Source organism: Aeribacillus sp. FSL M8-0254, from assembly GCF_038008845.1.
GTDB classification, from domain to species: Bacteria; Bacillota; Bacilli; order Bacillales; family Aeribacillaceae; genus Aeribacillus; species Aeribacillus composti.
On sequence record NZ_JBBOZY010000001.1, the window covers coordinates 2375066 to 2396381 of the forward strand.

General features: G+C 38.9%; 22 protein-coding genes and 1 other RNA gene. 4 read left to right on the plus strand and 19 right to left on the minus strand.

Translation table 11 applies throughout. The features are described from left to right. Positions 1-54: 54 nt before the first annotated feature. The 5 genes from rnpB to NSQ44_RS11480 form a co-directional block, all read right to left on the minus strand. An RNA gene (rnpB, locus tag NSQ44_RS11460) (RNase P RNA component class B) lies at positions 55-430 on the minus strand. 65 nt (positions 431-495) lie between these two features. Beyond that, complete coding sequence (gpsB, locus tag NSQ44_RS11465; RefSeq protein WP_063388535.1) at positions 496-795, minus strand: cell division regulator GpsB; 300 nt, start codon at positions 793-795, stop codon at positions 496-498. Positions 796-982: 187 nt separating this feature from the next. Continuing rightward, a complete protein-coding gene (locus tag NSQ44_RS11470; protein ID WP_340857091.1) occupies positions 983-1210 on the minus strand; it encodes a CotD family spore coat protein in 228 nt (75 codons plus the stop codon). Positions 1211-1572: 362 nt separating this feature from the next. Continuing rightward, entirely contained in the window at positions 1573-2832 is a 1260-nt protein-coding gene (locus NSQ44_RS11475; protein ID WP_340857092.1) for a ribonuclease H-like domain-containing protein, read from the minus strand. Next, positions 2823-5105 (minus strand): DEAD/DEAH box helicase, encoded by a 2283-nt coding sequence (locus NSQ44_RS11480; protein WP_340857093.1) that lies wholly within the window; start codon positions 5103-5105, stop codon positions 2823-2825. The genes NSQ44_RS11475 and NSQ44_RS11480 overlap by 10 nt, the downstream gene beginning before the upstream one ends. 144 nt (positions 5106-5249) lie before the next feature. On the opposite strand from NSQ44_RS11480, the gene NSQ44_RS11485 reads away from it, so the two are divergent. Beyond that, positions 5250-5717: an Hsp20/alpha crystallin family protein gene (locus tag NSQ44_RS11485; RefSeq protein WP_340857094.1), complete on the plus strand. Its 468-nt coding sequence runs from the start codon at positions 5250-5252 to the stop codon at positions 5715-5717. 1379 nt (positions 5718-7096) lie between these two features. Here NSQ44_RS11485 and NSQ44_RS11490 read toward each other — a convergent pair. Next, positions 7097-7411 (minus strand): YppG family protein, encoded by a 315-nt coding sequence (locus tag NSQ44_RS11490; RefSeq protein ID WP_094246113.1) that lies wholly within the window; start codon positions 7409-7411, stop codon positions 7097-7099. 158 nt (positions 7412-7569) lie between these two features. Between NSQ44_RS11490 and yppF the strand changes: the two genes are divergently transcribed. Beyond that, positions 7570-7755, plus strand: coding sequence for a YppF family protein (gene yppF, locus NSQ44_RS11495; RefSeq protein ID WP_063388541.1), 186 nt, complete (start codon positions 7570-7572; stop codon positions 7753-7755). Between the two features lie 242 nt (positions 7756-7997). Here the strand turns inward: yppF and NSQ44_RS11500 are convergent, their stop codons facing one another. The 3 genes from NSQ44_RS11500 to NSQ44_RS11510 form a co-directional block, all read right to left on the minus strand. Next, positions 7998-8363: a YppE family protein gene (locus NSQ44_RS11500; RefSeq protein WP_063388542.1), complete on the minus strand. Its 366-nt coding sequence runs from the start codon at positions 8361-8363 to the stop codon at positions 7998-8000. Between the two features lie 50 nt (positions 8364-8413). Continuing rightward, positions 8414-8641: a hypothetical protein gene (locus NSQ44_RS11505; RefSeq protein ID WP_340857095.1), complete on the minus strand. Its 228-nt coding sequence runs from the start codon at positions 8639-8641 to the stop codon at positions 8414-8416. Positions 8642-8953: 312 nt separating this feature from the next. After that, positions 8954-9898 (minus strand): DUF2515 family protein, encoded by a 945-nt coding sequence (locus tag NSQ44_RS11510; protein ID WP_063388544.1) that lies wholly within the window; start codon positions 9896-9898, stop codon positions 8954-8956. Positions 9899-10004: 106 nt separating this feature from the next. Here NSQ44_RS11510 and recU point away from each other — a divergent pair, with 106 nt between their 5' ends. Together recU and NSQ44_RS11520 are read left to right on the plus strand one after the other, a co-directional pair. After that, positions 10005-10595: a Holliday junction resolvase RecU gene (gene recU, locus NSQ44_RS11515; RefSeq protein WP_340857096.1), complete on the plus strand. Its 591-nt coding sequence runs from the start codon at positions 10005-10007 to the stop codon at positions 10593-10595. 40 nt (positions 10596-10635) lie between these two features. Beyond that, positions 10636-13239, plus strand: coding sequence for a transglycosylase domain-containing protein (locus NSQ44_RS11520; RefSeq protein WP_340857097.1), 2604 nt, complete (start codon positions 10636-10638; stop codon positions 13237-13239). A 174-nt stretch (positions 13240-13413) separates the two neighbouring features. Here NSQ44_RS11520 and NSQ44_RS11525 read toward each other — a convergent pair whose 3' ends face one another. The 10 genes from NSQ44_RS11525 to panB form a co-directional block, all read right to left on the minus strand. Beyond that, positions 13414-13929 carry a YpoC family protein gene (locus tag NSQ44_RS11525; RefSeq protein ID WP_340857098.1) on the minus strand — a complete coding sequence of 172 codons (516 nt, stop codon included), beginning with the start codon at positions 13927-13929 and terminating at the stop codon, positions 13414-13416. 3 nt (positions 13930-13932) lie between these two features. Next, positions 13933-14583 carry an endonuclease III gene (gene nth / locus NSQ44_RS11530; RefSeq protein WP_340857099.1) on the minus strand — a complete coding sequence of 217 codons (651 nt, stop codon included), beginning with the start codon at positions 14581-14583 and terminating at the stop codon, positions 13933-13935. 41 nt (positions 14584-14624) lie between these two features. After that, positions 14625-15317 carry a DnaD domain-containing protein gene (locus tag NSQ44_RS11535; protein ID WP_130156206.1) on the minus strand — a complete coding sequence of 231 codons (693 nt, stop codon included), beginning with the start codon at positions 15315-15317 and terminating at the stop codon, positions 14625-14627. Between the two features lie 104 nt (positions 15318-15421). After that, entirely contained in the window at positions 15422-16714 is a 1293-nt protein-coding gene (gene asnS / locus NSQ44_RS11540; RefSeq protein ID WP_144598146.1) for an asparagine--tRNA ligase, read from the minus strand. 125 nt (positions 16715-16839) lie between these two features. Beyond that, the gene (locus tag NSQ44_RS11545) at positions 16840-18024 is read right to left on the minus strand and encodes a pyridoxal phosphate-dependent aminotransferase (protein ID WP_063388549.1); all 1185 of its coding nucleotides are present in this window, start codon (positions 18022-18024) and stop codon (positions 16840-16842) included. 18 nt (positions 18025-18042) lie between these two features. After that, positions 18043-18546, minus strand: a complete 504-nt coding sequence (locus NSQ44_RS11550) for a cell wall elongation regulator TseB-like domain-containing protein (RefSeq protein WP_063388550.1) — start codon at positions 18544-18546, stop codon at positions 18043-18045. A 12-nt stretch (positions 18547-18558) separates the two neighbouring features. Then, on the minus strand, positions 18559-18729 hold the full coding sequence (locus NSQ44_RS11555; protein WP_065095534.1) for a YpmA family protein: 171 nt from the start codon (positions 18727-18729) through the stop codon (positions 18559-18561). 278 nt (positions 18730-19007) lie between these two features. After that, positions 19008-19391, minus strand: a complete 384-nt coding sequence (gene panD, locus NSQ44_RS11560; protein ID WP_340857100.1) for an aspartate 1-decarboxylase — start codon at positions 19389-19391, stop codon at positions 19008-19010. A gap of 14 nt (positions 19392-19405) precedes the next feature. Further along, positions 19406-20254: a pantoate--beta-alanine ligase gene (gene panC, locus NSQ44_RS11565; RefSeq protein WP_063388553.1), complete on the minus strand. Its 849-nt coding sequence runs from the start codon at positions 20252-20254 to the stop codon at positions 19406-19408. Further along, on the minus strand, positions 20251-21084 hold the full coding sequence (panB, locus tag NSQ44_RS11570) for a 3-methyl-2-oxobutanoate hydroxymethyltransferase (RefSeq protein WP_063388554.1): 834 nt from the start codon (positions 21082-21084) through the stop codon (positions 20251-20253). The genes panC and panB overlap by 4 nt, the downstream gene beginning before the upstream one ends. Positions 21085-21316 lie beyond the last annotated feature (232 nt).

Here is a 21316-nt window from a genome sequence, read left to right on the forward strand (position 1 = left end):
AAAATAAAAGCTCTCCAAATGGAGAGCCGAAAAATTGCGGTTTATTCCATAACGTTCTGTAAGCCATGTTTTGTCCCCATGCAGCTTGTACATGGGTGGTAATCATCTATCTACAGAAGGGTTTTAGCCCTTCTGTCCTTCTCCTCGTTCATTTCCTCAGAGAAGGTGCCCCTACCATCATTTGGGTTTCTCGCTCGTGGGGTTTACCGCGTTCCACTCTTGCGATTTCTCGCAAGACTACGTCACTGTGGCACTTTCAGGGTAATAGTGCCATACTAATCAATAGCTTAGGCACGTTCCCCGCCGTCAGCCGAAAAGGCTGCCCTAGCTTATGGTTTCGCTAGGCACGAACACTACGGGCATCTCAGCACCGTGCGAGCATGGACTTTCCTCTACAACGGATGATCCGTTGCAGCGATTACCCGAACGTTATGCTAAACCGCATTATGTAGTATAGTGAAAATGAATAAAAAATTCAAGTGGCATCCATGAACATTATTCATATAATTTGCTTCCAAATACATGTTTTTCTAAATTCGATAAACGCTTCAAAATGTCAAAGTTCGTTGTATTCGCCTGCATCGTCGGTTGTTTTTTCGATGCTTCTTCGAGCTGCTTTTTCAGCCGCATATTTTCCTGCCGCAACTGTTCAATCTCCTGGTAAAACGTTTCGTAATCTTTAATGATAATATCTAAAAATTTATCAACTTCTTCTTGTTTATAACCGCGCATCGAAGTTTTAAACTCTTTTTCCAAAATTTCTTTCGCCGTTAATCTAATTTTATCTGAAATCAACTCGGTTCACCTCAATTGTCAGAAGTCCTCCTAGGCTATATTTTTTCAAACTTCCTGATTAATGTCAATTTATTCTTTATGGTAATAACATGTCTCCATCCTGTTATGGGAAAAAATATAGCCTTCAGAGGTTTAAAAATAATGATTATAAACAGAAGGAGCTGGTTACTCAGCCCCTTCTCAAAGATTATCTCGGAAACGGACCAGGTCCCATGCACTGAAAATGTTGATGTGACACATTATTTACCGCAGATTGAGTATGCGGGAAATAATGCAAATGTTGATACATTTGATGATTAACATTTGTTGTATGAATTGGATGGATATGAGGAACGATTGTTGTTGAATGTGAATGATTGACGCAGCATTTCGTCGGATGAACAATCGGCTGAAGAACGTTCGGTCTGCATTTCATATTATATAACTCCTTCCTATTTATTATTTTTACAATACTAGCCTATGAATATAAAAGTGTACATGTACTAATTCAAATACCTATTTTCAAAAAAAAGCAGGCGCGATATTTATCATGTATAGGCATTTCCTTCATAACCGATTGATTAAGGCACTATAATAAAATTTTGAAAGAGAAAGACCTTCTTGCTCGATGGAAGGTCTTGCTAGTCAATCTTTCTCTTTAATTTTTTATATTTGACAGAAAAAGCATCTAATAGGCGATGCCGTTTTTACTCGTATATCATACCAAAATATGTTACAGTCGGCATCTATTCCTTTTAACAAATCCTTATATTAGACGGTTGGGATCGAGTAATTGTTTCATCTTTCTCCCAAATCTTCCAACTTATTTTTTTTCTTTTCCAGCCTCCATTTTCTTTTCAGCAGCTCTTCTTTTTGTGTTGAATGTTTGGATACTCCCATTCTTTCCAGCTGTTTCAAAATTTGAATCGCTTCGTTTGTGTCCATATATGCAGCATCAATATTTTTTTCATAATGCTCATAAAATTTGGCCAGTTCGACTAAAGCTTTTATTTTCAAAAAGCCTTGTCCATGTTTTTTAATTTCGCTCCATAGTTTCACTGCCTCATCCAAACGTCCGTTTCGTTTTGCCAGCATTGCCATTTCAAATTTCGCCTTGAGGTGAAGGCTGCTTGACTGCTCGTTTATTTTCGCATATGAAAAATAAGCAAGCTTTTCATTTCCTTGAGCTTGAAACCATCTTGCCATTTCAAACAGTTCTTTATCATCATGGTTGTCATCGGGAAATAAAAGCTTTTTTGACAAATGAATATAAAGTGAAATTAAGGAGAGAATATCCATCTCATTATGCTGAAAAATTCCGATCACACTATCAGGATTTGGGTCTTTCAAAAAATGATGGTAAAGGATCGGCACTAAATAGCCGGGAGTATCTTCCTTTCGGTTCACTTGCAAAATATCTTTTTCAACATTTGATAATTTTACCGACTCCAATCTATTTTTCCAGAGACGTCTAGCTGCATGATATAAATCAAAATGGCCGTACTCAGGCAATTGCGGCACCATATTGCGAATGAGAGTATGCCTCGTTTTCACTTGAGGCCAATCAAATGCTTTTCCATTGTATGTGACTAATGTTTTTATATTTACTTCACTTAAAAACCGTTGATATAAAGCAACCTCATGGCCAGGAGCAGGCAAAAAAAGCTGTTTGATCACCACTTTATCGAATAATATCCGCGCAAATCCAAGTAAAAAGATCATATTGCCTGCTCCGCCCTTTAAACCAGTCGTTTCCGTATCGAAAAAGAAAAGTTCATAAGGTTTATGCCCTTTTGCTGACAGCGGATGCTCCATTTCATTGTCATTCCAGTAATCTACAACATCAATTACTTCGCTCAATTCATACAATCCATGGCGATAATTGAGCGGATATTCTACTTCACGGATGAGAATATATTGGCCATCAAAGAAAAACGGCTTGACTCCAACGCTTTCCCAGCGTTTTAAATATGGAATCTCTATATCCTGTTCCTTTTTCAATACACCTTCATGAACGATATGATTTTTTAATCTGTTTAATTTTTGTTTTATGGACATAGAATCTGTCCTTTCTTTATATATTGAAGCAGCCGAAGCACCGCTTCCTTTCTTCCGCTCGATTCTCCATCAAGACCGATGCAGGAAGGGCAGCCATCATCGCATTTGCAGTTTGTTACCATTTCTTCCGTTCTTTCAAGCAAGCATTCAAACTCATCAAATACTTTCTTCGCCAGTCCAACTCCACCTGGATATCGGTCATACAAATAGATGGTCGGTTTTCCGTTGTGAATGGATTTCACTTGAAATACAACGTCAAGATCGTTTGGATCGCACATTGCTGCAAGAGCACTCACATATTTTAAAGCATGGCTGATACCGACTAAAGCTTTTTCCATTTGTTGTTCCGATAAAACAGAAAAAACGTCATTTTGAAAGCTAATCCAAGCACCTGTTGTATGAAGCTCTTCCTCCGGCAGATGAATAGGACCAGAACCAATGTTCTCATGTGTGCCAAATTTGATTTTTTTAAATATCGTCGGTTGGGCAAGCACCATAACATCTCCAAATCCAATCTCCATGCTCTTGCTTTCCTTTTCCTGATCCACCTCAAGCACCTTCAACTGAACAGCTAGGTTCGCATCCGTAAAATAGTCAACATTGACTTCAGAAACATATGCTTTTTTTTCTTCCCAATCGAGCTTTTCAACCTGAAATTGCCTTCCTTCATGCAAATAGATCGCTTCTTCATGAAGCATCGTCATGGCGCTGAATCGGTCCATTTCCCCGATGACATTTGCGCCATTTGTAGTGTCAATAATTACGACATTTTCTTGAGAAGCAGAACGCAAGCTGATCCCATGTGCAGGAAACGAATCGCTCATCCAATACCATCTGCCTCCGTTTTCGTAAAGAACGCCTTCCTCTTTCAGAAAATCAAGTATATCGTCAACCTCCACCCCGTCTAACGTTTCACCTGACTGAAATGGAAGCTCAAACGCCGCACATTTTATATGATCTACGAGAATGATTAAGTTATCTGGATGAATGATCGCACTTTCCGGATTTTTTTCAAACAAATATTCTGGATGCTTTAAAATATATTGATCTAATGGACTCGATCCTCCGACGAGAATAATTGCTGCCTCCTCTTCCCTTCTGCCCGCCCGGCCTGATTGCTGCCACGCGCTGGCAATCGATCCGGGGTATCCTGTCATAATGCAAACCTGCAGCTGACCGATATCAACCCCTAGCTCCAAAGCATTGGTGCTGACGACACCTTTAATTTTTCCCTCTCTAAGGCCTTTTTCAATTTCCCTTCGCTGCTTCGGCAAATAACCTCCGCGATATCCGCGTATCGTTTTCGATCCCAATTCCTTTTTCGTCATCTCTTGCAGATACGTTAAAATAATTTCAACCCTTGTCCGGCTTCTAGCAAACACAATCGTTTGAATGTCGTTTTTTAAAAATTCTTTCGCAATCTCTTTTACATCAATCATGGCGCTTCTGCGGATATTGAGAGGCTTGTTAACAACAGGCGGATTGTAAAAGATGAAATGTTTTTTGCTTCTTGGGGCTCCGTTTCGATCAATAAGGACCGCTTTCTCTCCAATCAATGTTTCAGCAAATTCCAACGGATTTGCAATCGTTGCCGACGTACATATAAATTGAACGTCGCTTCCGTAAAATCGGCAAATTCTCTTCAGCCTTCTGATTACATTCGCAACATGGCTTCCAAATACTCCGCGATATGTATGCAATTCATCGATGACGACATATTTTAAGTTTTCAAAAAGCGACACCCATTTCGTATGATGCGGTAAAATACCTGAATGTAGCATATCAGGATTTGTCATAACAATATGACCAGCTTTTCGAATCTTTTGACGGATCGTTGGAGAAGTATCTCCATCGTATGTATAGCAATTTATCTCCGTTTTTATTCCTTCAATCCATTCATTCAGTTCGCTTTTTTGATCCTGAGCTAGCGCCTTTGTCGGAAAAAGATATAATGCTCTCGTGTTATTGTTTTTTAATATTGCGTTTAAAACAGGCAAATTGTAGCACAACGTTTTTCCCGACGCTGTCGGGGTTACAGCGACAATGTTGTGATGATTTAACGCTAATTCAAACGCTTCTTTTTGATGACTGTATAATTGTTCAATTCCTTTTTTCTTCAACATTTCCTTCAATCGGTTATCCATATCTTCTGGAAAAGGAACTGTGATTGCTTCTTTTTCAGGTATTGTGTGCCAATATACAATCTGATCCCGAAAACGCTCGTCATGTCTAAAATCATGGATGACTTTTTCAAAAGGTTTCCGCCCAAGCATAACCCATTCCTCCTCAAATTCACTACATCTATTCTAACGAATAAACGTTCGTAAATAAAGCATGTTTTCATTGGAAGCTTTCGTATAAACTTTTCGAAACCCTTTTGCATATAAATGTGAAAAAAGAGGGAGTGAGAGAGCAAGATGAAAAAAGACAAAAAGGAACATGATGAATTTTTGCCCGTGTTTTCCCAACTAGATCCGCTTCCAGGCAGGTTTTCACAATTTTTCGATCCTGCCTACATTCAATCGCTATTAAAACCGTTTCATGATTTGTTTGATACCGCAATGTCCCTTCCCTTTTTTCATTTTGACACTCATGAAACCGATCAAGAATGGGTGTTAGAGGGAAAGCTTTCTGGAGTGAAAAAAGAGCAAATACGCATCGAATCGTATGATCATGTATTAACGATTTCCATTCAGCAAGATCAACATATTGAACAAACAAATGATGAAAAACAGATGACGCAAATGTTAAAGTCTCATGGCAAATTTGCGAAATCCTTTTATTTGCCAGCTTACTTAGATGTACAACGTATTAAAGCATCGTTTCAAAATGAAAAGCTGAAAATTGTGATCCCTTCCAAAAAAACAAAAATAAATATTGACTAATATGCTTCTAATCAAAAAGGTTGTCCAAAAAGTCAGGGTAACTGACTTTTTGGAGTCCCTCATTTTTCCACTTTTAAAAAAGCAAAAAAAAATCGTCCTTTCTAAATAAAATGTAGTTGGGACCCAACATTACAGAAAGGACGATTTTTGATGAACCAATCAAATGATTACTACGGAAACAGCACTTTCACTAGATGTAAAAGAAGAAAATACTCCTGACAAAAGAAATTAACATTCCCTCCTACTTTCAAACTATATGACAACCGTCAAGTTCAAGTAAATTTGGATATTGTATTGCTCATACCAGAACATCACGTGGCACGTGTCGTAGACGAAATGGTGGAGACGATGCAAGATGAGGTATTGTTTTCTCATTAGCTCACACTTCCTGAAATAGCCGGCATCCGCCAGCTACTTTCAGATAAAAATCGAAAAATATAAATCGAGTAGGAGGGAGCGATTAACTCCCGTCCTCTCACACCACCGTACGTACGGTTCCGTATACGGCGGTTCAATTAAGATAATTGACGCAAGTCTTTATAACTTCCGTGAATAGCTGTTCTCTTTATGCCAGTGGTCACTCCACCCTCCAAGAGGTCTCCCACGGGATTCACCGCTTCCTCCCTCAAGTGAGGTACTACGTTTTCTGTGTTCATCATGACTCACTGAATGCCAAGGGCTATTCTCTCTTAATTGTTCGGTCCTTCTTAGTTGTTCTAGACCAACTAATACTATGACCTCTGCTGACTTCTGACTGTTCAGCTATCTATCACTAGATAGGTTACCAAGGTTACTTGGCGTGCCAGCCAGACCTCCCCGGGTAAGAGTGTAATCTTTCCTTCCATCCATCTGCTTCATTTACTCTGTATCACCTTCGGCAGAAAGGGCTTTGTTTTGTCTTGCAAACTCACCCAGTGATACCTAGCCTCATATGAAGTTCGTGTTCCGAGAGACCTTAAAGTTTGCCGCTCGCTTCCTTCAGATTCCGCGTCACCACGGACACCCTTGCGTTAAGCTAACTGCTACTTCTGCCTTCGCAGCTCGGGACTTTCACCCTATAGATTACACCCATGCCGGGCGCACAAGCAAGTGGAGAGAAACGCGTTGTTTCTCTCTACTTGCTTCCTTTTAGGGACTTATCGGGCAGTCCCATTTTTCCTATTGAATCCTGTAATTGTTTGTTTTGTGATCGGTACTCATCATTCCCCGGGTAATCATGTCATCAGCCTGTTGTTCCGATTGGAAATATTCTTTTTGCAAAAATAGGTTTTTGATATAAAAAGGATTTTTTCGTACATCCAACAAAGCATAAACAGCCTTGACTTGCGGCGAACGGCATCCCTAGCCCCTTACATCGTTTCAAAGCTCATTATTCAGCATCAAGCTTTAAAAATTTGCGTGACTCCTTTTAAAAGGGAGCTCATTTGATTCATCGTTTGAACAACTTGTCCTGCTGTATCGATCATTTTGTTAAAATCCATCTGTCCGTCCGCTTTTTTAAATGAAGAAAGCAATGAAGGATTTGACCCTTTTGGCATCATCATAGGCAGCGTGCTTGGATAAGGCTGAGGATACGGATTCATAAAAGGCTGATAATATGGAGATTGGAAATAAGGAACAACATGTTGATTCATCATGAAATATTGATCGTAAGAAACAGGTCTTAACCAATCATAAGCATGATCATGATACATTTTGATCCCTCCAATAAAAATTTAACTAACATAAAATATGTTTTTGCCTTTTAAAGGGTGAGATGTCAAATAGTGTCGGAAGTTTTTATTTTTTTTAAAATTGATAATTACAAAAGAGATGGTAACATATTAATATAAGTGTTAGGGGGGGATGTTTTATGACGGTTCAAACATTGAGGGAAAGATTTAAAATGGAGAAGCAATACGAAGCAGAATGTGCAAATGAATTGCTGGACTTTGCACGCAGATTGTATCTTTATGAAAACATCAGCATCAAAGACTTTCGAAATATTGTCAAAACGCTAGAACAGCAAGGAGCCGTTACACCTGAATACATCCTTTAAATCAAGCAGAGGCGGGAGAATTTTCTCCGGCCTCTTTTTGCCGCTTACGAATAGTCCCGTTTACGGCAGTTCAATAATATAGATTGACAAAAAAGAACGGATATTTTAGATAGAATCTTTTAACCCCAAGATTTCTCCAAACGAAGTAAGGTTTTGTGTAAATCGAAAGCCCAATAGATTGTGTCTATATATTTCACACATAATAAAGCGGAGAAACTGCTCGCTTCTCCGCTTCTCCTTTTTCATTCATTTTTTTCCATTTCACGGATCATGCTTCTTAATGTGTATTCAGCAGATTCTTTTATATTTTTAAATCTCACCTTGCTTGTATCTTGAAAAAAAGATTGGATCACAATGTTTTCAATATGCTCTTTCGCCGTATCAATTTGTTGCGAATGCAGGTATCTAGGATGGTACTTATTGATCCATTTTTTCGCAACAATTTCCCATTCATCCAATATTGGCAAAATCTTGTCAACACTCGGTTTAATTTCGGCAAAAAAATCGTATTCCAGTCCTTCCTTCTTGGTTCTCTCGAAGCGTTGAGCACTTTTTTGGATCACTTGAAGCAATTGCTCCGTGATTTTCCGGACTTGTTCTTCATCCAAGGTTCTCACCTCAGATTCATCATAGCAAATTTTTTTTGTTTTACCAAATTTTATACTACCTTTTTTCTCAAGCTCCGCACGAATTTCCTTTCTGCAAACATTTTCTCAAATTTATTCATCTTTTCTTCTCCATTTTCTATAAAGTTTGAAACGGCTTGTTTTGTCCGATGAATTTCTTTATCTATATTTTGCGTCAATTGCTGCTCTAAAAGATCAATTTGTTTTTCAATTTCTTGCAATTTTTTTAATGCCTCTTGCTTTTCTATAAACGAACTCATCAGCATCCCTCTTTTCTTATTTTTGCTAAAAAATTCTTCTTCCTAAATATGAGTCCTGCCTGTTTGACAAAACTAGTTGTGATTCGGCAAAAAAAGTGTAAATTCCCTGCAGCATTCAAAAATCCGCTTCATTGTGCGCATGTATTTTTTCAGGTTAGAAAAAATAAACATGGGAGGTGTTATGATGAAAAACGATAAAAAAACCATTCAAAATGATAGTCAAAAAGAAAAAAAGCGAGGAGTTGGAGACAAAAAGCTTGAAGGTCCAAACAGACCCTCTACTTAAAAATGGTCGGGCTCATTGCCTGACCATTATTGTAAGTATTGCTTCATCATGCATAATAAATGTAGCTGGGACTGTTTTTTCTCATACCAGTTAGTTAATTCAATTCGTTTCGGAATCTCTGGATCTTTATAATACTTTCCGAGCCGCTGCCCATGAAACCATTCTCTTTCTTTTTCGTCTATTTCGTGTGAGATTATCGGAAAAGCCGTCCTTAAATATGGGGATTTTCTTTTTGTTGTTTTTTTCATATATTTTTCATAATCATACCGTGATCCTGTATGTATTACACGATTTGAAAATTTTAGAAACTGTCCATGGTAAAGAGGATGAAATAAAAGCCATGCCAGCCTTTTTCCCAATTCAATCCGTTTTTTGACATGGCTGAATTGATGGGTGGAAAATCCGTACAATTTTCCTGTTAACGTCGGAAACAGTATAACGCGAAAATGAAATAGATCTTGAAAAATAAACGGCAAGCTGTGAAAGACAAATTTTTTAAATAATGGATGATCAATAACCGGTTTTTGAATAACATGCTGCTCATTAATAATAAGGGAGGTTAAAAGCCTTTTCTCATCTTTTGTGCGGAAAAAGCGTTCCCACTCCTCCATCATAAAGGCGGATACATGAAAAGCTTCGAGCAAATAAAACATCGGTTTGTTGTAACGCTTGGAATATTCATATAGTAAAAGCTGTGGATAAGCATCAGCAAAAATGAGCCAGTTTGCGGTTTCAACTGATAAAAAGAGCCATTGCCGTTTTTCATAAGGCAAAGCCTGTTTGAGGGGAATACCTTCTAAATCTGTCATAAACCAGCCGGCGTTTCTGGAGACCATGCTTGCCAGCAACGCCCATTTTACTTCCGGATGTTTTTTATAAAACTTTGCATATCGTTCCGTCCGTGAAATATTATCAACATTTCCGTCATCTGTTTTTAATTTTGTTTGTAATATTATATCATGTAGTGACATAGTATTCCCTCTTTCAACTTAAATCATGTATAATGAAGTCATTTCATCGAAAAAAGGTTAACATTTTTTGTTAAGATATAAATAGCCGGAAAAAGGAGGAGATCGCTTGGCTATTCGTTATCCTAATGGAAAGTTGTGGAAAGCTAAACAAAATGTAGCGAATCCAGTTGAAATACAATATTCAAATAGAGGGATGACCCTCGAGGACGACTTAAATGAGACAAATCTTTATTACAGGGAAAATGGAATAGCTGTCATCCATAAAAAACCGACTCCGATCCAAATCGTTTCGGTTGATTATCCGAAACGGAGCGCAGCAGTCATTAAAGAAGCTTATTTTAAACAGGCTTCAACAACCGACTACAACGGAGTTTATAAAGGCAAATATATTGACTTTGAAGCAAAAGAGACAAAAAACAGCTCTTTTCCACTAAAAAATATTCATGATCATCAAATTGAGCATATGAAGGCTGTGCTCGAACAAAACGGAATATGTTTTCTAATTATACGATTCACTAAACTAAATCAAATATACTTCTTAGAAGCTGAAAAATTGATGCATTTTTGGGAAAGACAGAAAAACGGGGGAAGAAAATCGATTTCGCATCAAGAAATTGTAGAATGCGGTCACCATATCCCTCTTGGCTATTGCCCAAGAGTTGATTATATTAGTATAATAGACAAGTTATATTTTTAGCTACTGCCCTTTTCATTCTAAATGAAAGGTTGGATTTATAATGAGTCAACAATATAAATCGAGGGAAGAAAGACGAAAAGCTTTAGCAAGTAAGAAAAAAAAGCCGAAGAAAAAAGGAATCGCAAGAAAAATTGTGTTTTTCATTCTTTTGTTAGGGCTTGTAGGCATCATTGGAGGAACATCGACATTTGCTTATTTTGCAGCAACGGCACCCCCTCTAAATGATGATCTTTTAAAAGGAAATATGTCATCAAAAGTATATGACAAGGACGGAAATGAAATAGGTGAGGTCGGTTCGGAAAAACGGACATATGTGAAAATCGATGATATTCCGCAAGTTGTAAAAGATGCGTTTATTGCTACGGAAGATGTTCGATTTTATAAACATAACGGAATCGATCCAATTCGTATTGGAGGCGCTGTAATTGCCAACTTTAAAGAAGGATTCGGTTCTGAAGGTGCAAGTACAATTACGCAGCAGCTTGTCAAGCTTTCCTTTTTATCTCTTGACAAAACATTAAAAAGAAAAGCTCAAGAAGCATGGCTTGCCTTGCAAGTGGAGCAAAAATATTCAAAAGATGAAATACTTGAAATGTATTTAAACAGAATTTATTATCCCGGCAACTATTACGGCGTCGCAAGAGCTACGGAAGCTTTCTTTGGGAAGGATCTTAAAGACATCACGCTGTCTGAAGCGGCAATGCTGGCTGGGATGATTAAAAATCCTGATCTATACAACCCTAGAAAAAATCCCGATCTGGCGGAAAAACGCCGCAATGTTGTCTTAAATTTAATGGTTAAAAACGGATTTATCAGTGAAGAGGAAGCGGCAAAAGCTAAACAAACATCCATCACAGAATCATTAGTAGAACCAAAAAAGCAGCAAAACAAATATCATGCCTTTATTGAACATGCGATTGAAGAAGTAAGAAAAAAGCTTGGCGTTGATCCGAGCTCAGCAGGATTAAAAATCTATACAACAATCGATACAGATGCTCAAGAATATGTTGAACAATTATTGAACGGCGACGAAATCAGTTATCCGAGCAAATATTTTCAGGCTGGAATTGCTCTAATCGACACGACAACAGGTGAAATACGCGCCATCGGCGGCGGGAGAAACCAACCGATTGGCGGATTTAACTATGCTGTCGATTTAAAACGGCAGCCTGGTTCAACCATTAAGCCTATTTTAGATTACGGCCCTGCCATTGAGCATTTAAAATGGTCAACGTATCACCAAATCGTTGATGAGCCGTACACGTATTCAAACGGAAATCCAATAAACAACTATGACCGCAGCTATAAAGGGCAGATGTCAATCAGAGAAGCATTGGCTGATTCAAGAAACATCCCAGCATTAAAGGCGTATCAAGAGGTTGGTGAATCGAGGGCAAAAGCATTTGCCGAGAAATTGGGAATTAAAATCGATAAAATTACAGAAGCATACGCAATCGGCGGATTTAAACACGGCATATCCCCTCTTCAATTGGCGGGGGCTTACAGCGCCTTTGGCAACAACGGTATATACAATGAACCATATTCCGTAACAAAGGTTGTTTTTGTCGATGGAACAAAAGCTGATTTAACACCAGATCCGGTCGAAGCAATGAGCGATTACACAGCATTTATGATCACCGATATGTTAAAAACCGTTGTAGAACGAGGAACCGGTACAAGAGCTCGGGTGCCTGGCTTGAATATTGCCGGCAAAACGGGTTCAACGAACTTTACAGAGCAAGAAAAAGCAAAATATCATCCGGAGCGCGGTGCAGCAAAAGACAATTGGTTTGTCGGCTATACACCAAAATACACAGCTGCTGTTTGGACTGGATATGAGAAAAATGAAGAGAAAATGTATATAACAAAAAGGGAACAACAAATTGCCAGAGACATCTTTAGAAAGCTAATGCGGCATGTATCTGACGGGGATTCATCCGATTTCAAACAGCCGAAAAGCGTGGTGAAAAAGGCAATCGAAAAAGGATCTAATCCGGCGAAGCTTGCAAGCAAATATACGCCAAAAAATATGATTACGTACGAATATTTTGTAAGAGGCGAAGAGCCGACAAAAGTTTCAACGAAATATGAAAAGCTAGACAAACCGTCAGGCCTATCCATCAATTATGATCAAAAAACGAATGCAGTGAAGCTTAGCTGGAATCACAGTGAATCGGACGTTTCATTTGAAGTGAGCGCATCGATCGATAACGCTGCTTCCAAAGTATTAACGACTACAAAAGACAAATCGTATGTCTTGTCAAATGTGAAACCTGGTTCTGTATATAAATTCAGCGTTACAGCTGTAAGGGACAGCATGCGAAGTGATCCTGCAAGCGCAATGATCGAAATACCTTCTGTGGAGGAAGAGGAGCAAGAAGAATTACCAGATGAATTAATACCGCCTGAACAGGAACAAAATGAAGGACAAGATGAAGAGGATCAATTAGAGAACGAAAATGACAATGAACAAAATGAAGGACAAGATGAAGAGGATCAATTGGAGAACGAAAATGACAATGAACAAAATAGCGGGCAAAATGAAGAGGAAAATCAAAACGAGAATCCTGAACAGCCGCAGACGCCAAATGACAGTACACAAAACGGCGGCGGACCTACTCCTCCTCAATATCCAGGGCAATAACATCGATCGTTCACAAACGGGTGGAAACGGAAATTCACAAACCGAAACGCCTGCTGTTCAGCAATGAAAATAAGGGACTGTCCGATAAGTCCCTAAATGTAGCCAGTGGAGAAAAACAGCTCGTTTTTCTTCACTGGCTTTTGTTATAAAAATGAGAGGGCTCGAAAAATTCAGTTACCCTGAATTTTTCGAAGCCCCCTTTTGTTTTGCTTTTTTGATCGCCTGATGTTTATAAAACAATTTTTCCGTTTCTGTAAATAGTTCATTTAATTGAATATATGCATGATATTGAGTAGATTTTTTTAAAATAAACGTTAGACGATCTTCAATATTGACGGGAGCTATATCCAGCTTCTTTATTTCGTCTAATTGCAGTGAATGAACCGGCTTTTCATTGAGCCAATAAAGAAGTTGGATATAGAGGCAGACCCCTGTCATCATTTTTTGTCGATCCATTTTAAACGGTTTTGTTATCGTGCGTTGAATCTCGGTTTGAATTTCCTTCCACTGCTTAAAAAGCTTAGGCAAAAATTGCTCGCTCGCCTCCCACGGTCTCGTATCATCCATTCCAGCCAAATATTGAAGATCATAATAAAAAAAATCAGTTGGATGCAAATATACAGATTCCTCGTCAAAAAATGCAGTATTTTGAAATTGCTCAGGGAGATGAAACATCTTCCTATCGTGCATTTTTTATGCCTTTCCTTTCATTCTTTTTTCCCCTTCTCTGCACAAATAAAGAAGAGGACATTCATGACACTTTGGTGATTGGGCTTTGCAATGATACCTTCCAAAAAAAATAAGCCGATGGTGGGTGATTCCCCATTCGTCCTCAGGAACTTTTTCCATCAATGTTTTTTCCACTTCCAATACAGAATCCTTCCAACGGCAAATTCCGAGCCGCTTCGACACCCGTTCAACGTGTGTATCGACGGCGATGGCAGGTTTTCCAAACGCAACAGATAAAACAACGTTTGCCGTTTTCCTTCCTACTCCAGGAAGGCTCATTAATTCCTCTCTAGTTTCCGGCACTTTTCGGTCAAATTTTTCAATTAACATTTTGCATAATTTTTGAATATTTTTCGCTTTGTTACGATAAAGACCGATGGAGCGAATATCTTGTTCTAATTCCTCCAACGGGACAGACAAATAATCATCAGGTGTTTTATATTTTTGAAACAAATGTTTTGTTACTTTATTGACTAATGCATCCGTGCATTGAGCAGACAAAACGACAGCAATGACCAGTTCAAAAGGATTGCTGTGCACAAGCTCGCAATGAGCATCAGGAAACATTTTCCCGATAACCTCTAAGCATTCTTTTACTTTCTTTTTTGATAGCATGTACCATCACCTTTCAATCAGCTTGAACGAGGAAAAGAATTTTAGTTTTCCAGCCAGTTGTAGAAAGGCACCTTCCTTTTATATTCTTGCTCCCCTTGAGTAGACTGCTTTTGTTTTTGATTGAATTCATGAAATTTTTGTGAATGCTTTTTAGCTTGTTCAATTGTTTTGATTCCATTCTTCTTCCATTCAAATAAAATCCGATCAATATATCGAAAATTTAATTTTCCGGAGATCACCGCTTCCCTTAATGCAGAAATGATAATATCGGGATCATGATGATCTTGGTCGATCCAAAAAGCTAACGTTTCGCACTCAATCGGGGAAAGAGGTCGTCCAAATTCTTGTTCAAAGATGGTGTATAATTGATTTTCCTTTTCTACTTTTTCTTGATCTTGGTCCATGACGACTACATCATACAACTTTTCCCATAGCTGTTTTAAAGAATATTTCTCATAAATCATCCCGTTTTGCTCAAATTCCTCTATCGTTAAAAAACCTCTCTGAACTAAACTCCGAAGCAATTTGACACATTCCGCCGTTGTGATTGTCATATGGTCGGAAAGTTCTGTAGGAGTTGGAAAAGCATTTCCTTTTTGAATGTGGGAATGTACGTGCAAAAGGAGAACAAATTCTTTTTCTGACAAACCTAAATCGGCATAATTCCGCAGCAGTATATTGGAAACGGTCAGTGATCCATCTTCCACTAATTCGGTGAACTGTTTTTTCTTCATATTTCGACACCTCAAAATAAGTATACCATGATTGCGGCCATTCATGGCTTCAGAATGCATGGCTGAAAAACGAAACCTCCTGAAGATAGGAGGCTTCATGCAGTTTACGGATATAAACGATTTAATAAACGCGGAAATGGAATCGTTTCACGAACATGTTCGACACCGCATATCCAAGCAACAGTTCGTTCAAGTCCAAGGCCGAAGCCGGAATGAGGTACGGATCCGTATTGCCGCAGCTCAAGATACCATTTATAAGCTGCTTCGTCCAGATGATGCTCTTCAAGACGTTTTTTTAATAAGTGATAATCATGGATGCGTTCAGATCCGCCGATGATTTCTCCGTACCCTTCAGGAGCGATTAAATCCGCGCACAGAACAACCTCTGGTCGATTTGGATCAGGCTGCATATAAAAAGGTTTTAAGCTTGTCGGATAATGTGTAATGAAAACTGGTTTATCAAAGCTTTCCGCGATCGCTGTTTCATGCGGCGAACCAAAATCGTCCCCCCATGCGATGTCGTTGAATCCTTTCTTATGCAGCAGCGCGATAGCGTCGTCGTATGTTATTTTCGAAAACGGAGGAACAACCTGCTCCAGCTTGGAAATGTCACGTTCTAATGTTTTCAATTCAAGTGAACAATTTTTTAATACCGATTGCACAATATGGGAAACGTACTGCTCCTGCAGCTGCAAATTGTCTTCAAATTGATAAAACGCCATTTCCGGTTCAATCATCCAAAATTCAATTAAATGACGGCGCGTTTTCGATTTTTCAGCCCGGAATGTCGGCCCGAATGAAAATACTTTGCCTAAGGCCATAGCAGCTGCTTCCATATACAGCTGACCACTCTGCGAAAGGTAAGCATCTTCATCAAAATATTTCGTATGAAACAATTCCGTCGTTCCTTCAGGCGCACTTCCGGTCAAAATAGGGGGATCCACTTTGACAAACCCTTGATCATTAAAAAATTCATAAGTGGCACGGATGAGTTCGTTGCGCACTTTCATAATGGCGTGCTGGCGCTTTGATCGAAGCCAAAGGTGGCGATTGTCCATTAAAAATTCAGTACCGTGTTCTTTCGGCGTAATCGGATAATCGCTTGCTTCATGAATAATTTCTATATTTTCAACGCCAAGCTCATATCCAAAAGGTGAACGTTCATCCACTCTCACAACTCCTGTGACATACAAAGAGCTTTCTTGTGTGAGTTGTTTTGCTTTTTTAAATATTTCTTCATCCACCTTCGATTTTTCAACAACCCCTTGAATAAAGCCTGTTCCATCCCGAAGCTGCAAAAAAGCAATTTTTCCGCTTGATCGCTTATTCGCCAACCAGCAGCCGATTGTTACTTGTTCTCCGACATGGTTTTTAACATTTGAAATCGTTGTTTTCACAGCTTTACCCTCCATATGAAACCGCCTTTTTATTCGATGCTTTCTATTATACATATGTTATTCCTTTTTTTTCAATAAAGGAAACCAGCGAAAAAGCCGGCTGAACAACCGGCTATTGACAATCTTTACTGTTTATGATTGTTGACAAAGCGATCAATACGTTCAATCGCTTTATTTAAAAGTTCTAGCGATGTCGCATACGATAATCTTACATTATCTGGGGCACCGAAGCCGCTTCCTGGTACTAGCGCTACCTTTTCCTCTTCCAAGAGCGCCTCGACAAATTCGTCAACATTACGAAAACCTGTTATCTCTGCTGCTTCTTTTGCATTTGGAAATAAATAAAATGCTCCTTGCGGTTTAATGCACGAGAAACCAGGTATTTGCACAAGTTTTTCGTAAATGATATTTAAACGGTCTTCAAAAGCTCTTCTCATTATTTCGACCGGTTCTTGAGGTCCCTCATACGCCGCGATCGCAGCATATTGAGCAATTGAAGTCGGATTTGAAGTGCTGTGGCTCGCTAGGTTCGTCATAGCTTGAATAATGCGCTCATTGCCCGCCGCATAACCAATTCTCCATCCTGTCATTGAATGGGATTTCGATACGCCATTAATAATAATTGTTTTTTCTTTTACTTCAGGAGAAATTTGAGCGATGGACACATGTTCATTTTCTCCGTATACTAATTTTTCATAAATTTCATCGGAAACGATAATAAGATCATGGCTAAGGCAAACCTCCGCCAATTCTTTCAACTCATCCCGCGTATAGATCATGCCGGTCGGGTTGCTCGGAGAATTGATAATCACCGCTTTTGTTTTGTTTGTGATCGCTTGCTGCAGCTGATCAGGCGTAATTTTAAATTGATTTTCTTCCCTTCCCTCTACAAATACTGGAGCTCCGCCTGCAAGCTTCACTTGTTCCGGATAGCTTACCCAGTATGGAGAAGGAATGATCACTTCATCACCATCGTCAAGAATAGCTTGAAACAATGTATATAAAGCGTGTTTAGCGCCTGTTGAAACAATTATTTCAGACGGTTTATATTCTAAATGCTGGTCTTTTTTAAATTTTTCTATAATTGCCTCTTTCAATGATATAAGTCCTCCAGAAGGCGTATACTTCGTATGCCCTTCTTTCATAGCTTTTTCTGCAGCGTCTAAAATATGATCAGGAGTGTTAAAATCCGGCTCGCCTGCCCCAAGGCCAATCACATCATGCCCGGCTGCTTTCAATTCTTTTGCTTTTGCAGTGATCGCCAGTGTAGATGAAGGTGTTAAAGTTGATACGCGTTTAGATAAATTCACTTTTACAATGCTCCCTTCTTATTGCTTAATGCTGTACATTTTATAAACTCTGTCATCCGTAAAGCTAACAATAAAATATGTATAACGGTTTTGTTGGTCAATATATTGGACCTCCCAAACCGGTATATCCCATTTTTTCGAATCTGTATCATCATACCCAAGCATGATTTTCTTTATTTTCTTCGGCTTGCTGTTGTCAATGTTTTGAATCAATTGAAGTACGTCGTCTTTGCTCAAGCCTTCCTTCGCTTTTTTAATTAAAATTTTATCCGTGTTCCCCTTTTTCATCCAGCCGATAATTTTTTCGCCTTTTTTATTTTTCCCTTGAATGATATAGTAAACATTTCGATTATAAAATGTGTTGACTTCATCGATCGATGCAAAGCCATGCTCCTTCGCAGCTTGTATAGCTGTTTCGTGTCCTTTTGTTTTATCTTCTTTTGCACTATTATAAAGAAAAGCAAACGTCACCACTAAAAAGATAAGAGCGCATATAAAAGAAATAAAAATTTTTCCTTTCATTATGATCACCGATTATGTTCTATAAATAGTAAAAACCGCTTTATTTGGATCTTTGCTGTCAAGGGCTAATCCGAATAATAAATGTTCTCTTTTTAATGTCCGATTTAGCAAATCAACTATTTTATACAAATCGTCGGAATGCTCAACCGTAACGGAAGATATAATTTCGATTTTGCTTTCCATGTCAGCTTCCTCCTTTACAAAAACAAAATTTGTAATTCATACTTACAAAGCATCCAGGAAACAATATAGATACAACAGCAATATGTTGTTATCTGTACCCATTATAACAGCTTTACGGCTCACACTAAATAAAATTTCTCCTAGTCCACACCTAATTTTTTGAGGAGCCATCGCTGCTCCTCTTTTTTTTATATGTACAGAAAAGTTATGGCCAATTACGTCCGCAACAGAAAATAGGTCAAGCCCTATCGAAAGCTTAAGAGCCTGACCCTTGTTTATCACATAATCGTGTTCGCCGGTTCCTCTTTAATTAACTCGATGATTTCATTGTTTTCATTCATGATGGCTATCGTTGGACGGTGGTTTTTTAATTGATCTTCATGCACAAGCTTATAGGAAATGATAATGACCACATCACCGACCTGAACAAGCCGGGCAGCCGCACCGTTTAAACAAATGACACCGCTTCCTCTTTTTCCAGGAATCACATACGTTTCAAAACGTTCGCCATTATTATTATTCACGATTTGCACTTTTTCATTCGGGACAATCCCAACGGCATCTAAAATATCCTGGTCGATCGTAACGGAACCGACATAGTTCAAATTTGCTTCCGTCACCCTTGCACGATGAATTTTTCCGTTCATCATCACACGAAACATGTATGAACCCCCCTTTAGGTCAAATCGATAATAATATTATCGATCAGCCTAGCATGCTTAAATTTTACAGCGATCGCAACGATAATTTTTCCCGTAAGTGCGTTTGGTTTTTTCAAGTCAGGATAAGTCAAAATATCTATATAATCAATTTCTCCGCTCGTCTTTTCCGTTATATACGCTCTCATTTTTTCGATGATGGCTTCTTGATCATGCACTTTGTTCTCAACCATTTCTTTTGCCATTAATAACGATTGATATAAATGAACGGCTTCTTTTCGTTCCTGTTCGTCTAACCGTACGTTTCGAGAGCTTTTGGCCAATCCGTCCTCTTCACGAACCGTTTCCACCGGAACAATTTCAATTGGGAAATTAAGATCTTTTATAAGTGCTGTAACAACGGCAACTTGCTGGGCATCCTTCAAGCCGAAATAGGCTCTGTCTGGAGTTATGATGTGAAACAGCTTTGTTAAAACCGTTGCCACTCCGTCAAAATGTCCCGGTCTTGATTTTCCGCACAAAACGTCAACGCGCTTCGTCACTTTTACTGTGACGGCAGGTTCTTCCGGATACATTTCTTCTTTTGTCGGCGCGAAAAAAAGGTCAACCCCTTTTTGTCTTGCCAGCTCTTCGTCGCGTTTGATATCGCGAGGGTATGTTTGATAGTCTTCATTCGGTCCAAATTGAAGCGGATTCACAAAAACGCTCATCACCGTTACGTCGTTTTCCTGTTTGGCCCGTTCAACCAATGATAAATGACCTTCATGCAAATATCCCATCGTTGGCACAAACCCTATCGTTTTTCCTTCTTTTTTCTTGAGATCGATTTCTTTTTTTATTTCCTCTATCGTAGTGACGATTTTCATTTTCCTTTTCCTCCATATAAGCTTGCAAGTTCCTCTTCATTCATGCGGAACGAATGATCCAACGATGGAAAGTCCCGATTTTTCACTTCATCTTTATAAGCTTCAATCGCTTTTACAATGCTTTCATTTACATTTGCATATTGTTTAACAAACTTCGGCACTCTTTCCACTCCAAATCCAATCAAATCATGAAACACTAACACTTGTCCATCTGTATATTTTCCTGCGCCGATGCCGATGGTTGGAATGGACAGCTCTTTTGTTATTTTTTCCGCCAGCTGAAACGGGATGCATTCCAATACAATGGCAATCGCGCCAGCCTGTTCGCATTTTTTCGCATCTAGCAGCAGCTTTTCAGCACTTTTCGCTTCTTTTCCTTGTACTTTATATCCGCCTAATACACCTACTGACTGAGGAGTCAGTCCGAGGTGGGCAACAACAGGAATGCCGGCATTTGTTAACAGAGATATGACGTCAAAAACAGGCCCTTCCACCTTTAAGGCATCTGCCCCGCTTTGCTGCACCATTTTCTTTGCATTTTGCAGCGTGTCTTCTGTCGAAATATGGTACGACATAAAGGGCATATCCGTCACAACAAATGTATTTTTTGCTCCGCGTTTTACAGCCTTCGTATGATGAATCATATCTTCCACCGTTACAGGTACGGTTGAATCATACCCTAAAACGACCATTCCAAGCGAATCGCCGACAAGGATCATATCAACATTTGCCTGTTCAGCAAGCTTAGCGGACGGATAATCGTATGCCGTCATCATCACGATTGGCTCTTGCTTTTGTTTCATTTGAATAAAATCCAGCTTTGTTTTCATAAAAACTCCCCCTCTTTTGTAGTTGCAGAGGGTAAGAACGAACCGATTAAAAAAAACCTTCTTTCACTGAGAAAGAAGGATTTTTACCATTTCCTTATTATCGGCTTCTTCATCCCTCTGTCCCAGTCCTTTTGGATCAAGGCAGAATCAATCTTTTAATAATGACAACATGAAACTTTTTTGGTGCAGTTCCAAACAGGATACTGCCCTTTCGTTAAGTATAACAAAATTT